9 protein-coding genes are annotated in these 14,627 nt (G+C 49.2%); 2 read left to right on the top strand and 7 right to left on the bottom strand.

From position 1 onward, the window contains the following. Positions 1–50: 50 nt before the first annotated feature. Positions 51–2,963: a gliding motility-associated C-terminal domain-containing protein gene (locus WBJ53_RS11720; RefSeq protein ID WP_338876305.1), complete on the bottom strand. Its 2,913-nt coding sequence runs from the start codon at positions 2,961–2,963 to the stop codon at positions 51–53. A 244-nt stretch (positions 2,964–3,207) separates the two neighbouring features. Here WBJ53_RS11720 and WBJ53_RS11725 point away from each other — a divergent pair, with 244 nt between their 5' ends. Further along, positions 3,208–3,339, top strand: a complete 132-nt coding sequence (locus tag WBJ53_RS11725) for a hypothetical protein (protein ID WP_338876306.1) — start codon at positions 3,208–3,210, stop codon at positions 3,337–3,339. 13 nt (positions 3,340–3,352) lie between these two features. Here the strand turns inward: WBJ53_RS11725 and WBJ53_RS11730 are convergent, their stop codons facing one another. The 6 genes from WBJ53_RS11730 to WBJ53_RS11755 all read right to left on the bottom strand — a co-directional run bounded on the left by WBJ53_RS11730 (position 3,353) and on the right by WBJ53_RS11755 (position 10,316). Beyond that, positions 3,353–4,054, bottom strand: coding sequence for a hypothetical protein (locus WBJ53_RS11730; protein ID WP_338876307.1), 702 nt, complete (start codon positions 4,052–4,054; stop codon positions 3,353–3,355). A gap of 23 nt (positions 4,055–4,077) precedes the next feature. Next, positions 4,078–4,857 carry a DUF4097 family beta strand repeat-containing protein gene (locus WBJ53_RS11735; RefSeq protein WP_338876308.1) on the bottom strand — a complete coding sequence of 260 codons (780 nt, stop codon included), beginning with the start codon at positions 4,855–4,857 and terminating at the stop codon, positions 4,078–4,080. Positions 4,858–4,978: 121 nt separating this feature from the next. Beyond that, the gene (locus tag WBJ53_RS11740) at positions 4,979–5,764 is read right to left on the bottom strand and encodes a HEAT repeat domain-containing protein (RefSeq protein WP_338876309.1); all 786 of its coding nucleotides are present in this window, start codon (positions 5,762–5,764) and stop codon (positions 4,979–4,981) included. Further along, positions 5,748–6,266, bottom strand: a complete 519-nt coding sequence (locus tag WBJ53_RS11745) for a sigma-70 family RNA polymerase sigma factor (protein ID WP_338876310.1) — start codon at positions 6,264–6,266, stop codon at positions 5,748–5,750. Before WBJ53_RS11745 ends, WBJ53_RS11740 begins: the two co-directional genes overlap by 17 nt. A gap of 281 nt (positions 6,267–6,547) precedes the next feature. Further along, positions 6,548–8,737 (bottom strand): glutamine synthetase III, encoded by a 2,190-nt coding sequence (locus tag WBJ53_RS11750; RefSeq protein ID WP_338876311.1) that lies wholly within the window; start codon positions 8,735–8,737, stop codon positions 6,548–6,550. A gap of 553 nt (positions 8,738–9,290) precedes the next feature. After that, positions 9,291–10,316, bottom strand: a complete 1,026-nt coding sequence (locus WBJ53_RS11755; protein ID WP_338876312.1) for a glutamine synthetase beta-grasp domain-containing protein — start codon at positions 10,314–10,316, stop codon at positions 9,291–9,293. Positions 10,317–11,512: 1,196 nt separating this feature from the next. On the opposite strand from WBJ53_RS11755, the gene WBJ53_RS11760 reads away from it, so the two are divergent. Then, a complete protein-coding gene (locus WBJ53_RS11760) occupies positions 11,513–14,548 on the top strand; it encodes a SusC/RagA family TonB-linked outer membrane protein (RefSeq protein WP_338876313.1) in 3,036 nt (1,011 codons plus the stop codon). Positions 14,549–14,627: the final 79 nt, after the last annotated feature.

Genomic DNA, 14,627 nt, shown 5'->3' on the forward strand with positions numbered 1-14,627 from the left:
TGTTACTATTGGAAAACTATATCCGCTACTAATTGTTCGTTTTACTCAAATCAACGCATACTCACGCCTTCGCGGAGGATCTGTACCCAGCCCTTTAGCACCTGAGCCGGAGCATCGCGGTCCAGCAGCGAATACCCAACACTCACCTGATAGTAGTATAAACCACTCGGCAAATCACTCCCATCACTCGACTTGCCATTCCACGACAAACGCGCGCTGCTCCCCTCATACACCTTGCTGCCATACCGGTTGTAAACCACCAACGCTACACTCTCCACAAAACGGGGACACTTCAAGGGCTCGAACAAATCGTTCTTCCCATCCCCATTCGGGGTGAACACATTCGGCAGCACTAACAACGGACACGCGTCATTGCAAACCCTGTTGGAGGGTAAACTCTCGACTCCAGAACGACTCACCGCCGTCACAAAATAACAACCCGACACCGTCGTCAGATTCACATGATCGAAACTCAGCGTCGGCGCCGGGATACTCACCAGCTCCGAAGGCTTGTCCTGCTCATAACGCCCATAGTAGACCTTGTAACTCACCACATTAGGATCACAATCGGCACTCGTCGTCAGCCGCCAGCGCAGCTTGTTGGTGAAACTACTCTGACCACACAGGCTCTCATTGCTCAGGCTGGCACAGTCCAGACTGTCCAGACCCAGCATCGGCGCACAGGGACGGGTCGTGTCGGTGGGCGTGGCACAAATGAGCTGGCTGTAGTTGAGCAACACCCCCAGACTGGCCAGCTTGCTGTCGGCATACTGGCCACGGGTCATCACCCGGTAACAATAACTGCTGTCGGCCGACAAGCTCCGACTCGTGTTGCCATCGGCCACAAAGCTGTCGGTGCCCGTATCGGTGAAGGTGTAAGTGGGGGCGCCCTGCACCGACACCTCAGCAATCTTGTTGAAAGGTCCCCCTGGCCCCGAGCGGCTGCGGTAGACATCGTGACGCTGGTTGTCGTTGCTCCAGGGGGTGTTGGCCTGCCAGCTGAGGGTGATGCTCCGCTGGGCCGGATTGGCCGCCAGCCGCACACTCGATGCCGGATCGGTCACATCCAGGCGGGTGAGCTGGCCATTGGCGTTGGTGTAGTAGAACTCCACCCGGTAGCGATAGGCCGAGTCGGTGGTGTTGAGAGCCGCTGTAGGGCTTCCCCGATCGACATAGACGGTGTCGGCCAGTCCGGGCTGGATGGAGGTGTTGATGGTGGCAATGGGGGAGAAGCTGGAGCCATTGAGGCCGCTAGCCCGCTGGAGCCGGTACTGATAAGGAGCCCCCAGCTCGCCGGGTTGGAGCCCCAGGGGTCTGGTCCAGCGAACGGTGATCTGTCCGCGCTGGGTGTGGGTGGAGTCGACGGTGACCTGAGTCATGACGGGTGCCAGCAGGGGCAGTTCGAGACAGGCTTCGGTGGAGGCCACGCTGAGTCCACCGTTATCGCCGATACCGGGATTGCGGGCTACGATTCGGTAGGAGTAGCTGATGCCCCGTTTGAGGGCGGAGGTGTCGATGTAGGCCGTAGCGGTATAAGGCAGCTCGGCAATTTTCTGATACCCCAGCGAAGCCGGCAGTCCGGTGGTGCAGACATCGGGGTTGTAGGTCGTACAACCTTCCTTTCGGTAGATGATGAGTTTGGTAGTATCGGGCAGTCCTCCCGAAGAGGTGATTTGGCCGCAGGAGTAGGGATTCCAGTTGAGCTGGATGGCTCTTCCTGACGCGGTAGCGGTGGGTTTGGCAGTCAGGTTTTTAACGGCAGGGGCATAGACCCGAATGCGCAATGTCGCAAAGGAGACGAGCGATGCGGTGCCTCGACCGGGTGGGACATCATTTACTTTTAGCGTAATATCGTACGGTTCTTTTCGGGCGTGGTTACAGTTGGTTTGCCAGGAGAAGGTTGCTGTGGCTGGTTGCGGCAGGGCCACACCGCCGTTAATCAGCCGGGCAAATTCAGGCGCAATCTGAAGGTCGGGCGGGAGCGGCTTGCCATCGCTATTTATGTTGAAAGGTCCGCCATAAGCCGTAATGATAACCGGTTGTCCATCAGGATCGGTTGCCTGAATGGGTTGCTGAATGAGTGTACCGGCTTCGACGCAGAGTTCCGTTCCGGCAATCAGGGGTCGTTTGTTGGGCTGATCGACGACAATAATTTGCATGTCGCGGGTGATTTCGCCGATGAGGACACCATTTCGCCATTCTTCAATGATGAAGGCAAAGTTGAACTGGCCAACTTGCCCTGGAGCATCCCAGCAGAGATCGCCGGTTTTCGCATCGATGGTAAAGGTTGAGGGCGAGCTGCCATCCTCCCGGCTGGTGCTATAGCGCGTTGGGTCCTGATAGACCGGAATAAACTGACTCCGACAGCTATTCGGAATGCCTAATTGCGGTCTGCTCAGGCGGTAGGCAAGGCTATCGCCATCGGCATCGAAGGCGGCCGGGTTATGGCAGAACTTTTGCCCAACCCTGGCCGAATCGAGGGGAGGATTGAGCATGACCGGTGTTGAGTTTACCTGAAGAGCCGCATTGATCAAAATTGTTGTCGACACATAAAAAGAAATGTCATCGGAGCCACCAGGTGGCGGTAGGTTTATGGTCCCTTCATTTCGGTTTACAATCGTAGCGCCAATGGTGTAGGCACCCGGCCCGACATAGGTGTGAATGACGGTATAGGAGTTGACCGAGGAGGTACGTCCGTTAATATAGACTCGCCCACTTCGCTGTACTTCAAGGGAGGTGCCATCGCCGAAACAGAATGGTACGCTCGATGCAGCATCAGCCGCATCATGCCCTTTTTGTTCGTCGTAGTAGGCCGTCAGGGTGATCAGATACGTTAATGAGGTACCAGGCAGTCGCCGGGTTGTAATTTCACCGGCTCGTACGTGTGTTGCCTGGCTTGTGTCTGGTTTCAGAAGGGCTACCAGCCACAATGTAGATAGTCCAATGATGTAGAAGAAACGCATAAAGTCATCGCATTTCTCTTACAACGCCGGGTAGTTAGAAAAGTATATCTTTCAGGTATAGCTAACGTCTGCTTTTTTAGAGCGGCAAAGCCACAACGATCACTAGTGACATTACAGCAGATAAATAACTTGCTGACTGTGTTGTTGTTTTGATAAATGCCTTATAGTCAATGGTTTTTCTTTTTAGCGTGGCCGTTTGTGGAGAAGTTGTCTGCACGTTTCTTATAGCCGTTTACTCAATAAAATGCACGGCTATACGCTTTTGATTGATCCGGCAAATCCATTAAATGGTACCCTAAACCTAACGAGTGGGGCAGGTTTAGCCGTTAAGCCTCGTCGGAGTCAGGCCGATAACCTGTCGCACTCATTAGGTTGATACTACCGTAAAATCAGTCTTTTTTTCGCAGATAAATATGGTTGCTGATCGATTCGAGCCGAACGTCAGGGCCACCCCCGTTCACTGTTCCTTCCAGCAGGTAGCCGACAATCGGGTCTTTTTGTTTTTTGTTCTTGAAGGCAATATCCAGGTCAGAATATACTTCGCCCGTAATGGTTTTCATAGCCACATTAGCGCCTTTGGCCTTTGGCCAGCTCATATCTACAAACCCACTTATGGTTTTGGCAAACACGGCCCCTGAAGCTCCCTGAATGTCGATATTTCCATTAATAGTTTCGATTTTCAGTTTTGCCTGCCGAGGTACGAATACCTGATAGTTGATCGTGCTGCACACATAGTAATCCTGTCCGTTGTGCTCGGTTCGCCAGGTCGACCGTTTGTTGCCGGGGCAGTCTTCAGCTTTGCCCTGCTTCAGCATTTCTTTGTCGAAGTCGGTTTTTAAACTTACTTCATCACCGCTGGAACCCGTTGTAACCAGAAGCGCATCGTTGAGTTTACCACTATTGATGGTAACGGCTATTCGTACCGATAAGGTCGGTTTATCCCAGTAGCGAACCTGAATGCTATCGCCAAATTTCAGGTTCAGATTAACGGTTTGTCCCGGTGCCACTGCTACGGCTTTGTCAATTATTTTTTGCGCTATGGCAGGCCGGATCAGTAAACCCAGCAAAAGCAGGAATAGACTCTTTTTCATGGTCATGAGAAGGATAGGAGGAATTATTTTTGTTTGCGGATATAGATGTTGCTACTGATGGTTTTGAGTTGCATTTGCACTCCCCCGCCATTGGTCGTTCCTTCGATGGAGTGACCGCCACCCACTTTCGACAAACCGTCTTTGCTGTTTTTAAGGCCCAGATCGAAATCCGTATACATCTCGCCCGAAATCGACTGGAGTTGGAGATTGGCCTTGGCCGAAGCGGGTAAGGTGATGTCAATAGCGCCACTGATGGTTGAGATGGCGGTTGGTTTTTCCTGACTGAGCGTGGAGAAGGTAACATTGATTTCTCCACTAGTTGTGTTAGCTACTACTGGCCCGGTTACGTTGTTGAGGTCGATGCGGGCGTTATTGGTTTTTATTTCGAGGTCGCCATCCATGTTGCTGATCGATAGGTCGGAGCCCTGCCAGTTCGTTTGCTCGAACAGAATAGCCACTTTACGCGGTAGGCGCATGGTGTATTTAATTCCTTTTCGGGTAGCTTTCTCGATTTTTAATCCACCGTTTTCAGCCGTTACCGCCAATCCGATTCCCGAATTATCGACGGCAGTGTAGTAAATGGGTTTTAGCCCTTTTGCCCGTTCGGGAGGAGCTTCGTAGCCAGAGGTCGCCAGAATAATCACGTCATCGCTGTTATGACCCTCTATTTTAAGGTCACTCGCTGCGAGTTGTATCGTAATTTTTCGATCTTTTGCATTGGTCAGTTTGGTCTTGTATTCCTGAGCCTGGGCATAGGTCATGCACCACAGAGCGGTGAGGCTCAGCATAATTAACTTTTTCATGAATTGGTATATTATTTTTGTTAAAAACGTGCTAGTTGGTAAATAGTCATTGGTAATGAGTTAGTTGTAGAATAACAACGAAAGACTAACGATGCCGAAGGCGGATAACCAGTGATGAATCTCACGATGGCGACCGGTGTTCTCCAATCAGTTGGTTCAAGCCTTCCTGGGCTTTGGTGCGCACGATGTCCAGTGTTTCCTGATTGTGGGCCAGCCGCTTCATCTCGTCGGCTGCCCGTTTCTCTTTAATGGCAACTAAAACGTCGATAAGTGTTAGCTGAACGTTTGGATCGGTTTGTATCTTGAGCGACTGGATTAGGGCTTCGCGGACGCCCGGTTCATTTTCAAAACGAGCCAGTGCCTCACAGGCAGCTAGCCGAACGTTGACATTAGCATCGAAATTCAGGGTGTTTACCAGCAGTTGCGTAATGTCGTTGTCCACCTTATTGAGTTCGTAGCTTTGCTGAACAGCCTGAATTCGTTCGCTGGCCGAGGTTTTGGGCATTTCAGAAAACGACAACACTTTCTTCATTGCCTGCATCGGAGCCTCGTCCTGTGCATTGGCCGCCAGCTGATGCGAACTTTGCCGCCATTGGTCGTAAAGACGCCCGGCACCAAAGCCCAGAAACAGAAGGGTAACGCTGGCTGCTATACGCATGATCCATGAGGTCAGACTTCGTACCCGGCCCGGCTCCGAAGCACTGAGCTTTTCGGCCAGCCGGGCGTTGAACCCTGCCGACGGATGCTCATTTCTGGCGTCGGCAAAGTAACGGAACTGATCTGCATGGCTTAGCAGATGCTCTGGAATCGTTTCCTGCTGAAAAAACTGGCGCAACTGCTTCTCTTCGGCCAGCGTGGTGTCGCCATCATAATATTTCTCCAGCAGCTTTTCAATGTCCTGCTTCATAATCATTTGCTTTTACGTAACTCTCCCGCAAACGTTGGCGCGCCCGCGACAAAATTACCCGGATGTTATTGACGCTGAGTCCCGTTACTTTTTCAATTTCCTCGAAGGAGTATTCCTCAACATCGCGTAAGTGAAGAATGAACTTTTGCTGTTCGGGCAGCGTGTCGATCAGGCGCCTGATCAACCCGGCACTATCGCTCAGTTCGGTCTGGCTGTAGGGAGAAACACTTTCCGACTGCGCTATTTCCAGGCTGGAGTCGTCGGTCATTCGCTGACGGAAGGGCGATTTTAACCGGTCCAGACATAGATTTTTGGTCATTTGCACCGCCAATGCTTCTACACTATGGTACGAGTCCAGTTGCTGCCGATTGGTCCATAGCCGCAACAACACATCCTGCATGGCATCTTCTGCTTCTTCGCGGTTGCGTAGAAACAACTGAGCCAGTCGAAAAAGACGCCCCTGAACAGGCAGTATTCGTTGTTTGAAAGCTTGTAAGTCCATTTCAATGACAAAGACGCCTGAAACAGACAAACATTACAGTTTGTAGAAAAAAAAGTGATTGGCCGATGCCTGGGTATATGGATTTAGCGAGGAAAATTAGTTGCTGATCATTAGTTAATTTGTTGATAATGAGTGGATTGATATGGGTTGATACGCTTGTGTCTTGCCCCATAAAAATCTAAAAAAAATGTCGAGAAAATAATGAGTTTTCTCGACATGGGATTCGGCAGTGGCTGTTGGTCATTGATGCAATCGCGGACGAACGCATCAATGACCAACAATTACTTCACAAACAGCAGTTCGCGGTATTTGATGAGGGGCCAGTCTTCGTCGTCAACAATTTCTTCGAGCTTGTCGACTTCATAACGGATGAGGGGGAAATGATCTTTAACCTCTGTTGCATACAGCCGAGCGCGTTCGGTGGTGTCGGCTACGTTGTTCGCTTTCTTACGCGATTCGATCATGGTTTCAACACCTTTCTTGATCACCATCACCCGAGTCGATATTTCGCGTAAGATGTCTTTGATTGGTTCCGCTTCGGCCGTCATGCCGAGTTCAACCAGATTGCGAGCGGTTTCGGCTAGTTTGTTCTGGTATTTAAGAGCTGTTGATACTACGTGATTCATGGCCAGATCGCCCATTACCCGCGACTCGATCTGAACGGTTTTAATATATTTCTCTAATTCAATTTCGTAGCGTGATTCTACTTCGGCATGGTTCATAACACCCGTGCGGTCGAAGAGTGCCAACGATTCGGGCAACACAAAGACCCCCAATGCCTCAGGCGATGATTTAATGTTGGACAAGCCACGCTGGGCCGCTTCTTCAACCCACTCGTTTGAGTAGCCGTTTCCTTCGAAAAGAATCCGTTTCGAGTTGGCATAGTATTCTTTCAGAATATCGACAATAGCCAGTTCTTTCTTTTCACCTTTAGCCAGTCGGGCGTCGAGGTCAGTCTTGAACTTAGTCAACTGGTCGGCAACAATTGCATTGAGGATTGTCATGGTCGAAGCCGAGTTGGCTGCACTACCCACCGCCCTGAATTCGAATTTATTGCCCGTAAAGGCAAACGGCGAGGTACGGTTTCGGTCCGTATTGTCGCGCATCAGACTCGGAATCCGGTTCAACCCTAGCTTATAATATACATTATCGCCTTTGTTGACCGTAATTTCCGACTTGGTTTCCAGATCGGTCAGGGCCTGGGTTAGCGTTTCGCCCAGAAACACCGACATAATGGCTGGGGGCGCTTCATTAGCCCCCAGGCGGTGTTCATTACCAGCCGAAGCGATACTGGCCCGAAGCAGGTTGGCATTGTCGTGAACGGCCTTGATCACATTGACCAGAAAAGTCAGGAATCGGAGGGTTTCTTTAGGCTTTGTGCTGGGCGCCAGCAGGTTCACCCCCGTGTTGGTACCCATCGACCAGTTGTTGTGTTTGCCGCTCCCGTTGATACCCGCAAATGGTTTTTCGTGGAAAAGAACCTTCAGGTTATGTTTTTCGGCCACCTTTTCCATTAAGTCCATGAGCAGGGCATTGTGGTCGATGGCCAGATTGACCTCTTCAAACGTAGGGGCTACCTCAAATTGGCCCGGTGCTACTTCATTATGGCGAGTCCGGACAGGCATTCCCAACTTCATGGCTTCAAACTCAAAATCGACCATAAACGCATTGATACGCGGTGGAATTGAGCCGAAGTAATGGTCTTCCAGTTGCTGGCCACGGGCTGGCTGATGGCCAAATACGGTTCGGCCAGCCAGCACCAGATCAGGACGCGCATAGAACAGAGCCCGATCGACAACGAAATATTCCTGTTCTGGACCAAGGGTAGGGGTTACCTTCGTAATATTCCGGTCGAAATACTGACAAACGGCCGTAGCTGCTTTGTCGAGCGCATTCAGTGCTTTCAGCAGTGGTGTTTTGTAGTCCAGAGCTTCGCCCGTATAGGAAATAAAAACCGAAGGAATGCAGAGTGTTTTTCCCCCTGCACCGTTGTCCATCAGAAAGGCGGGCGAGGATGGGTCCCAGCCGGTATAGCCGCGTGCTTCGAAGGTATTGCGAAGGCCACCATGCGGAAACGACGATGCGTCGGGTTCCTGTTGTACCAGCGCGCTTCCTTTAAATTTTTCAATGGCTTTTCCATCAATCGTAATATCGAAGAACGCATCGTGTTTTTCGGCCGTTTCGCCCGTTAGGGGCTGAAACCAGTGGGTGTAGTGCGTTGCCCCTTTGGAGGTGGCCCACGATTTCATGGCGCTGGCTACCTCGTCGGCGATGTTACGGTCGATCTGGCCGTTGGTTTGTATGGCTTCGGTTACTTTCAGATAGGCTTCGGGCGATAGAAGTGCCCGCATTACTTCATTATTAAAGGTATTGCTGGCAAAAAAATCGCCAACGCGCTCGGTGGGCGCCGTTACTGCCATAGCCTGACGACTTTGGGCAATCTCAAGAGCTTTAAAACGATAATTGCTCATGGAGGAAATGGGGGCGGTTTGGAGTTAAAATTTTGCCAAACATAGAAAAAAAAGGAAGAAAGGGTGATAGGACTATTGGCTAATCAATTAAAATGTACATCAACTAAAAGTAAATCAGCTTTTCTAGCGCAAATTTGGCGAATTAACTAGCTGAAATAAGATTAATTCAAAAGCTACATGGCTATTAGCCCTCATATACTAACAGAGATAATTCAGTAACAACTTGTTAGCTCTAACAAAATTGTGATTTTATACGGACCTCGTCAGATTGGTAAAACAACGTTGATTCAAGAGTTGATAAAGTCACTACCCATTGGTCGCTAATGATCAATGCCGATGAAGTTGCTTATTAAACCCTGTTGTCGTCACGGAATTTGGTCAAATGAAACTTTTGGTAGAAGGATATGAACTACTATCGGATGCAGGGATTAATCTGAAAATTAGTGCGACACGGTCATCGTCGTTTGACCTGGCGAATCGAACGAAAGAGCCTCGGGAATAACAAAAAAGCCACCCCAAACTGGGGTGGCTTCTGGCATTATATAGAATAAGCCTAGGCTTCTACTAAATCGGCCGACTTAACGGTCTTGATAATACGGGCTGCAACTTTGTAAGGATCAGCCGCCGAGTTTGGCCGACGATCTTCGAGCCAGCCTTTCCAGCCGCGTTCTACCGTAGCGATAGGGATACGGATCGAAGCACCACGGTCCGAAATACCGTAGGAGAACTGATCGATCGACTGGGTTTCGTGCTTACCGGTCAGGCGCAGGTGGTTGTCGGCACCGTAAACAGCAATGTGTTCTTTAACAACAGGAGCGAAGGCATCGCAGATTTTGGCATAAATCTCCTGGCTCCCGGCCGTACGCAGCGTTGTGTTTGAGAAGTTGGCATGCATGCCCGAGCCGTTCCAGTCGGCATCGGTACCCAGCGGTTTACAATGCCAGTTGATAGCAACATTATATTTTTCGCCAATACGCTCCAGCAGATAACGGGCAAGCCAGATCTGGTCGCCAGCTTCTTTGGCACCTTTGGCAAAAATCTGGAATTCCCACTGCCCAGGGGCAACCTCAGCGTTGATACCTTCAACGTTCAGACCAGCTTCCAGACATACATCAAGGTGTTCTTCGATGATGTAACGGCCAAATGCGTTGTTTGCCCCAACTGAGCAGTAGTATGGGCCTTGAGGAGCTGGATCGCCTTCTGCCGGGAAACCCAGTGGTTTGTTTGTAACAGGGCTCCACAGGAAGTATTCCTGCTCAAAGCCAAACCAGAAATCGTTGTCGTCGTCTTCAATCGTAGCCCGACCATTCGACTCGTGTGGAGTTCCATCAGAGTTCAGTACTTCGCACATAACGAGGTAACCGTCTTTACGCTGTGGGTCGGTAATGATGTAAACCGGCTTCAGCAAGCAGTCTGACGAACCGCCGGGAGCCTGTTCGGTTGACGAACCGTCAAACGACCACATTGGGCAATCTTCGAGCTTACCCGAAAAATCACCTTCAATTTTAGTTTTGGAACGCAAGCTTTGGGTGGGCTTGTAGCCATCGAGCCAAATGTACTCTAACTTCGACTTTGCCATGATATACAGGTGGATTGTATTGAGATACGGGTTTTGTTACAATACTTTCGGCAAATATAGGACGACGTAACAATAAATTATTAATGCCTACCCCCCTCTAAACCGTATTTCTTTCGGATTTTATGGAAATATTATAATTAAAATTCGTTTGGTACAGTAATTGGCCATATTTTTCAAGAAAATCTACGCAGATTGAAAAAATGGATAATATTTCAATAAAGTACCGTTTATGGGCTTTAGCGCATTAAAAATTAGGGCTTTACGCTGGCAAAAAGCAGATTTTCGGACTTTTCACGTAGAAGCGTATCGGAAAATTATATAGAATAGTATGTGAATACTACGTCATATAGGTAGCGTAAATGGATGCGTTTTACTCAATCTGGCAACTCGGGTGCCAGACAAATGTGCTTTATAAACAGGCTGAGCCCTGCTTGTCCTGAGTGGTGGGGTACACCCTTATCACTCAATACACTTGCTTACTACACTTGCTAAAGGCGTCGCACCAGCAACAATCACAGTTTATTATCGAACGCACGTCTATCCATGAATGCCCTTAATGCAATACCGTACAGGTTGTTCGGGCGCAAAGGCATTTAGCGGATATAGGGGCTTTTTTGTAAGCTGTGAATTTTATGGAAAATTTTGTGAAATATCAATATGAAAGTATTTATTGAAATATAATTTTAAGAATGTAAAATATTTAATACAAAATTCTTTTAAAATTAATACTGACTTGTGCAAACGTTTGCGCAGGGCAAGACAAACGTTTGCACAAACATAATTGAGCAATCAACCATAGTCTGATTGGGTGTAACCAGCGTAGTAAGGTTGTGTTTAATCTGATTTTAATTCGATTTTTGCATTCTAACCTCCTCTTTCTCATCGTATGACTAATTCTTTACGTTGCTCTTTGCCGTTGTTTTACAAAAATCGGCCCTCATTCTTGATCCGTTTTTAACGGTATCTATTCGCTTGCTTCAATCGGGCCTGCCCTGGTTTGATTGATTTTCCCAGTCCATTCTTGTTCACTAACCTACATGTCCAGACTTATGGCACATCCTGTACACGTATGTTTAGCCTTTTGCGCATTTGCCAGAAGGTTCGGCATTCATTCCTTATTTGTAGTAGCACTCTGCCTGTCTTTTTCTTCATCGTATGCACGACGTGCTACTTCCATTGCGTCCAGTACACTACCTGTGGCCGACATAACAGTTAGTGGGGTAGTCAATGATACGAAAACCAACACACCGCTACCGGGGGTGAACGTGACGCTCAAAGGCACTACGCGTGGCGCTACTACCGATGCGCAGGGTAAATACCGCATTGTTGTATCGGGCCCCAACGATGTGCTGGTCTTCTCGTTCATCGGCTATGTCAATAAAGAGGAAACGGTTGGCAACCGTACTGAAATTAACGTGACCATGGCCGACGACCAGAAACAGCTCGACGAGGTTGTTGTAACGGCGCTGGGTGTTAAGCGTGAAGAGCGGGCTTTAGGCTATGCCGTTCAGAAAGTATCCGGAAATACCCTGCAAACCGTGAAAGGGGTTAATGCGGCTACCTCGCTGACGGGACGTGTTGCCGGGCTTTGGGTTAAAAACAGTACGGAGTTTAATGAAGCCCCAACGCTTTCACTACGGGGCGAAACACCGCTGCTGGTGATTGACGGTGTTCCGTACGGCAATATGAATATCGGCAACATTCCACAGGACGATATTGAGAGTATTGATGTATTGAAAGGGCCAACAGCGGCTGCTCTCTATGGGTCGCGTGGGGGAAGTGGAGCCATTATCGTAACCACGAAGCGGGGATCGGGCACTAAAGGGCTCACTGTTACGATCAACAGCAACAATATGGCAAACGCAGGCTTTCTGATGCTTCCTGAAGTACAGCATTCCTACAGTGCTGGTCTGGGGGGTGTCTATGACCCAACCGATTATGTCTGGGGAGCTAAACTGGATATTGGTCAGCGGGCCATGCAGTGGAACCCAATTACGAAGCAGAAGGAGGATATGGAGCTGACATCGCGCGGCAAAAATAACTTTCGCGATTTTCTGGTGCCGGGAGGAATTACCAACAACAACATCAGCGTATCGCAAAGTGGCGAAAATGGTAGCTTCCGGGTGTCGCTGAACCATATTTACAATAAAGGGCAATATCCTAACCTTAAATCAAACGCGCTGAATTTTTCTGTTTCGGGCGAAATGAAAGTGGGCGATAAATTTACCCTGTCGAGTCAGGCCGGTTTTAACCGAAAAACAGCTCCGCAGATTTTTGGAAGTGGCTATACGGCGCAGGGATACATTTATAATATTCTGGTCTGGATGGGCCCTGAATATGATCTGAGCTTATACAAGGACAACTATTGGTTGATTCCGAATGAGCAGCAGAACTGGCATTATAAGGCCTGGTACGATAATCCTTACCTAATGGCCTATGAAAAATTGAACGGTATTGAACAAAACAAGATCAATACAAACTTAACAGCTACCTATACCCCGTTTCCCGGCGCTAAAGTGATTGTTCGGCCTGGTCTGGACATGTTTTTTAACAACGAAACGCGACGGAATCCGCCCAATATCTTATCGACACGGGGCTGGGTAGCCAATGGCCTCTACTCCATTGATCAGCGTAATGGATACAGCTTCAATGGTGACGCTTTACTAACTTACAACAAGCAGGTGGGGAAGCTGGATATTGATGCATTGGTGGGAGGTACCATTTTTACCTATAACAATAGAGAACTCTATAGTGCCACGCGCGGAGGTATTGTTGTGCCAGGTTATTACTCGCTTAATAACTCCGTCGAACGACCCGACGTAATTGTTAACCCAAGCCCTAGTACGCAGTCGTCGCTTTTTACCATTACTGATGGAACACCCTACGGCAAAAAACAGGTAAACAGTCTGTATGGTAAACTGACACTGGCATACCTAAATAGCCTTTTTCTCGACGTAACGGGCCGAAACGACTGGAGTTCGACGATGCCGGTTAGTTCGCGGTCTTACTTCTATCCGTCGGTAGGAGGAAGTGTGGTGATGAGTGAATTTCTGAAAATGCCGTCGTGGCTCGATTTCTGGAAACTGCGCGGATCATGGACGCTTTCCAAAACCGATTTGGGTGTATACGCTACCAACCAGACCTATTCGACAACTACAGCCGACTGGGACAATTGGAATTCGGCTACCTACCCCACAACTATCCGAACCAGCAACGTTAAACCCGAAACCAACCGTACCTGGGAAATTGGTACATCGGCCTACTTTTGGGGCAAGCGCCTGAAACTCGATATTGCGTATTTCAACAAGTACAACTACAACATTCAGCGGTCGGCTACCATTTCTCCTTCTTCGGGCTTTACGTCTACGCTGATCAATACGAAAGAGAGCTATGTTCGTCGGGGAATGGAAATAACGCTGGATGCTACTGTGGTCAAAAACGGTAACTTCCAGTGGGATGCCGTGGCCAACTATTCCTTCACGCACCGTTATTTCAAAGACCTCGATCCGGTGTATTCAGCCAACAACCTCTGGACCAAAGTTGGGGGTCGGGTTGATACCTATACGGGTAAAACCTGGGTAACCGATCCGGCAGGAAATGTTGTGCATCAGGCAAATGGATTGCCACTGGCCAGCAACTACAACTACCTGTATGGTTTTACCGATCCAAATTACATTGTTGGTTTAGCCAATACATTCCGTTACAAAAACTTCCAGATGGGGCTTCGTTTCGACGGCCGGGTTGGGGGCTATCTTAACAACTACAGTGCCTACAAAATGTGGGATACGGGCTCGCATCCCGACAGCGACAACCAGTGGCGGTACGATGAAGTTGTGAACGGCAACAAATCGTTTGTTGGTCAGGGGGTGAAAGTGACGGGCGGTACGGTTACCTACGATAACTACGGCCAGATTACGAACGATACGCGGGAGTTTGCGCCCAACGATACAAAGGTCTCGTATCAGAGTTATGCCCGGACCTATGGCGACGGAACGCGGGGCGTTACCAATGCTACCTTCCTGAAACTTCGGGAAGTATCGATTGGCTATACGCTGCCGAGTGCTATTGCGAGCCGCATTGGCGCGCGGTCGGCCAGTATTTCGCTAACGGGACAAAATGTATGGATGTGGACCAAAGCTTTCCGCTTTGCCGATCCCGACAAAGCCGATGATACGCAGCTTACCTCGCCTTCGGTTCGCTACGTAGGGGCCAATCTTCAGCTAACATTTTAAGTAATCAGTCATTGGTTGACTGGGTATTAGTCATTGACAAAACGACTGCCCAATGACTAATACCCAGTGACATAAATCG

This window comes from Spirosoma sp. SC4-14, from assembly GCF_037201965.1.
Classification (GTDB): Bacteria; Bacteroidota; Bacteroidia; order Cytophagales; family Spirosomataceae; genus Spirosoma.